Source organism: Xenorhabdus hominickii (assembly GCF_002632725.1).
Classification (GTDB): Bacteria; Pseudomonadota; Gammaproteobacteria; order Enterobacterales; family Enterobacteriaceae; genus Xenorhabdus; species Xenorhabdus hominickii.
Window position 1 is genome coordinate 533,526 of record NZ_NJAI01000002.1, and the last position, 4,164, is coordinate 537,689.

5 protein-coding genes are annotated in these 4,164 nt (G+C 38.6%); 2 read left to right on the forward strand and 3 right to left on the reverse strand.

Annotation, left to right across the window (positions count from 1 at the left end; genetic code table 11):
- Nucleotides 1–130 (forward strand): IS1 family transposase (locus tag Xhom_RS09580; protein ID WP_244590775.1); only part of this gene is annotated, 130 nt, incomplete at its 5' end.
- A 207-nt stretch (nucleotides 131–337) separates the two neighbouring features.
- Here the strand turns inward: Xhom_RS09580 and yfiB are convergent.
- The 3 genes from yfiB to yfiR are packed head-to-tail and all read right to left on the reverse strand — an operon-like array spanning nucleotide 338 to nucleotide 2,699.
- Nucleotides 338–823 carry an outer membrane lipoprotein YfiB gene (yfiB, locus tag Xhom_RS09585; RefSeq protein WP_069316328.1) on the reverse strand — a complete coding sequence of 162 codons (486 nt, stop codon included), beginning with the start codon at nucleotides 821–823 and terminating at the stop codon, nucleotides 338–340.
- Entirely contained in the window at nucleotides 820–2,082 is a 1,263-nt protein-coding gene (dgcN, locus tag Xhom_RS09590; RefSeq protein WP_069316327.1) for a diguanylate cyclase DgcN/YfiN, read from the reverse strand. The genes yfiB and dgcN overlap by 4 nt, the downstream gene beginning before the upstream one ends.
- Before the next feature lie 5 nt (nucleotides 2,083–2,087).
- Nucleotides 2,088–2,699, reverse strand: coding sequence for a regulatory sequestration protein YfiR (gene yfiR, locus Xhom_RS09595; protein ID WP_069316326.1), 612 nt, complete (start codon nucleotides 2,697–2,699; stop codon nucleotides 2,088–2,090).
- A 560-nt stretch (nucleotides 2,700–3,259) separates the two neighbouring features.
- Between yfiR and Xhom_RS09605 the strand changes: the two genes are divergently transcribed.
- Entirely contained in the window at nucleotides 3,260–3,688 is a 429-nt protein-coding gene (locus Xhom_RS09605; RefSeq protein ID WP_145957441.1) for a hypothetical protein, read from the forward strand.
- Nucleotides 3,689–4,164 lie beyond the last annotated feature (476 nt).

Consider the following 4,164-nt stretch of genomic DNA (forward strand, 5'->3'; position numbering starts at 1 on the left):
AGAGAGAACGAATTTAACTCAGCGTACTCGAGTAAAAAGACTGAATAGAAAAACTATCAGTTATTCAAAATCCGAAGAAATGCACGATAAGGTGATAGGAACTTTTATTGAGCGTGAGTACTATTTTTGATATTCAATCTAACTATTTAATACATGACCGAAAAATAACTATCTGATGATAGGGCAAGATATGAAAATAAACTTTTCACTGTGTGTATGAATCAAAAAGATATTGTTGCCGTCCGTGGCGAAAAGGTTAATTATTATATTAAGTTATACCAATACTTCATTGGATTGCTTGTAACAAATAGTATGTATTAAATATATTTAATCTGTTTTATGGTGCTGTTATTACAATGGCAACTCGGCGATTTTCTGCCCGGCCTTTTGAACTTTTGTTATCAGTGATAGGTTGGTTTGGTCCCAATCCACGAGTTGTCAGGTTAGAACGCTGAATTCCTCCGTGTGTCAGGGCATCTGCAACTGTGTTGGCTCTTTTCAAGGATAACTGATTATTGTAACTCAGTTCGCCGTAGTTGTCAGTATGACCATCAAGCCGTGCGTGATGAATGCCAACTTTAGACAAAACGTTAGCCAATTTCTTTAGTTGTGCTTCACCTTCTGGGTGCAAATGAAATTGATTATTACCGAATAGCACTTTTTCTGACATACCAAATAGCCAGCCTTCATCAGTTTGCTGAAATCCTTGTTGTTTGAGTATGGCGATTTGTGCTGCTGTCAGGGCGCCTTTGTTCTGGCAGGCACTGAGGAAAAGAGTGCCAATAAAAGCGCAAATGAATATAAAAGAACGATTTTTGCTCATAATGAGTTCCTTGAACTACTGTTTAGTTTTGTTGTATTAGCGGAATGCCAACCTCCGCCTCGTTGTTTAATGTGGTACATAGCCGCATCGGCTTCAGACAATAGTTGTTCTGTTGTTAAATCCCCGTTGGATAAAGCAACGCCAATACTGAGAGTGATCCGCAGGTGTTGGCCGTTGGGAAGGATAATGGGGGAGTCCATAGCATGAATGATATTTTTTGCGACACGCTCTGCATCTTCCAGATTGGCGGACGGTAATAAGATGGCAAATTCATCCCCATCAAGTCGGGCAACGGTATCAGTTTTTCTGACCCTCTTTTTTAAGCAGTCGGCAATAGTAACAAGAACGTGGTCACCTGTAGAATGCCCATATATGTCGTTAACATACTTCAGCCGGTTACCATCAATGAACAATATAGCGGCTCTTTCACGCATGAATTTATCACTCATAACGGTTGAAAGAATGCGTTCAAAGGTGATTCGGTTTGGTAATCCGGTTAAGGAGTCATGTTGTGCCTGCCAGGTTAAGACGGCCTTTTCCGTTTGCAAGTGATGCTGCCATTCTTCCAATTCTTCCAAAAGATGATTGAAAACCTGACTCAGTTCATGCAATTCAGCAATATGAGCTGAGGGTACATGTCGTGAAAACGCACGGCGTTGGCGGACATCATGAGCAACAATCGCAATGTTCTGCAATGCTCGGACAATACCATCATGCATACGCAGGGAGAGGGTAAGGGAAATTACAGCACTAAACAGTAAGCAGGCAAATAGGACCAGTAGAGTCTGATAAATAAATTTGATGATGTATTCGTTGTTGCCAATTAACCAGACTGAGCCCACTTTTTGTTGATGGTGGTAAATTGGCTGGGTAACGGGATCAGGAAAAAGTAAATATTCGACTAATTTTTTGAAGTTGCCGGTACGGGTTTCTTGATCAGCTTGCCAGCTTGCTAACACTTGTTTTTTGGCATCAAAAATCTTGGCTTCGGTAAAACCGTTATGAACCGCTATCATTTCCAGTATTTCAGTTGCAGCGGTTTTATCTTGGAAGACTACTGCTGCCTGTGCTGTATGGGCAATAGTTGTTGAGATAAGTTTCAGATTATTTTCGGCATATTTTTGCATGGCAAATAGTGCCAATAAAGAAAGAAATAAGCCCACAACGGATAATATGATAAGTGTAATAATCAAGTGAATCCGGTGAAAAGTCTGACGTAGTGTAGGGCGTGATGGCATCAGTGAATAACGTTTTTTCATACAGATTATTCCACCTTACGTGCCAATTGCAGGACATTCGGATTTACGCGTACACCACTGCGTGTCAGAATATCGAAGTTTAAGTTGAATGTTACTTGTGTGTTGTCAATGTTTAGGCAAAAGGCGCTGCCTGTTTCACAGTGAGGGTTATTTTCAGCAATGGTAAGTAGTGATTTGTCGTTTTTCCGGCTAATCACTTGATGTTGGAGTCGCGGATCGACTTGACCGTAGTAAATAACATCACACCTTTCTATTAATTGTTCTACATTGAAATTCAGTGTTTCTATTTGCAATTCTGTGTGGCCCGAAATCATATTGATGTGGGCTAATACGTTAATGTAGCTAGAGGGAGGAACCAGACATAAACGCAAGGTAGTGCGTGTGGCGGGCCAGTGTGTGTAGCTGATGATTCCGGAAACGACACGTACAACATTCTCATTGAGTTTGAGTTTTTCATCATGGTCAGGCATGGCAATGACTGCTGAATTACATGTCACGGTGATTAAGCATAAAGTCGTCAATACCCGTAGAAATAATCTGGAAACACAACGTTTAAAAACGGTACATTCAAAAACAGTACGTTTACAAACATGTTGAGTCCATTCAATCACTTGCATAATGAGTTCCAGTATTTCCTTTCATATAATATAAATAATTAGTGTTGAGATTATTGATAAAGAGCATGTCAGCTAGAAACTATCCCATCATGGTTTTTTTGCAATCGTTTTTTGTAACTATGCAAAAATGATATTGATTGAGATAGGTTTAAAATCAAATAGTAACTAAAAGGTATAATTCTGCTAGGGGTAAATTGATTCTGTATCTATATAGATAAGTTTTCATCTATACCTATTATATGTCCATGATGGTCATAAGTGATACTGGAAACTTTGTCTTGTCTTTTTGCTCCAGTGATGAAGTGAATTCGATTCTCGTCATTTCCCGATCAGGGCTTGCCCAATGAAAACGCACTTTACGTACTTTGAGCTCCCTTTAGGAAAGATATACATTTTGTAAATGGATTCAGCATCCAATATATCATCGGATATGTCTAGTAGTAATACCCCTTTGTCAGCAGTAGCTTGCGATAAAAAAACCATATAAAAGATAAGTATTTTCATAATCTTTGGTGGCTCGTATAATTTTGTTTTTTATTATGCTGTTAATGGGGAAAGGTGTGAATAATATTGCCAATATCATCGCTGATGTATGCGAATCTCTCAAAATTGGGAATGTTAGCGAAATTGGCATCCAGTCGTTTTCCTTCGAGTTATCGGCTAGTGGTGCTGCCCATTGGCTGGAATGGCAGTCTGCCCAACCTCATTACCCACAATTTTACTGGCATCATAGAGATGGCCACGAAGAAGTTGTTGCATGTAGGCAAATTCGTTTGTTTGGCAATACTGCCTATGCAGAGAGATTTCTACAGCAACATCGTCAATTCCCCAAAATGCGTCTTTGGGGCTTGAATGCATGGGATAAGGTGAGTTTTTACCATTTTTATAATGAAAATACCTTGCAGTATAAGTACGAAGGCATGGATTGTGGGGAAAGCTATTTCTTTTTACCGAGATTGGAATTACACCGTTATCGTTGCTGGTTCTGATCCAGAATAAGAGTGGATTAAAATAGAAAATAAGGTGGCGGGACTTAGTACTTTACTGGCTAGTATGATTGACGAATAAATTATATATACCCTTCATCTTTTAGGTTACAGCTTGGTTGGTTGTGCTCATTCATCCCGGCCACATAATTATAGAAGTAATAGAGCTAGCTATGTTTCTGGGACATTCTCTCTTCGTTTTGTTGTTATTTGAAATTTTTTGGATAAAAAACGGGGGAAATGATATTAAATATATTTATTATAATCATACGTTATAATATTTATTTGTAATAAATAATTGCATGCTTAATCACCAAATAAAATCCACCTGATAAGTTTTGAGCAATATTTGGTTTGATTTTTATTCTCTATATTCTCATTTTTTATTTTTCCATATGAAAGGTTAAAACCACCGACTTTAGTCGGTCAGCTTTAGCTGCGATACTATATTGCACGAGAGGTGCAATATGGATTACAGA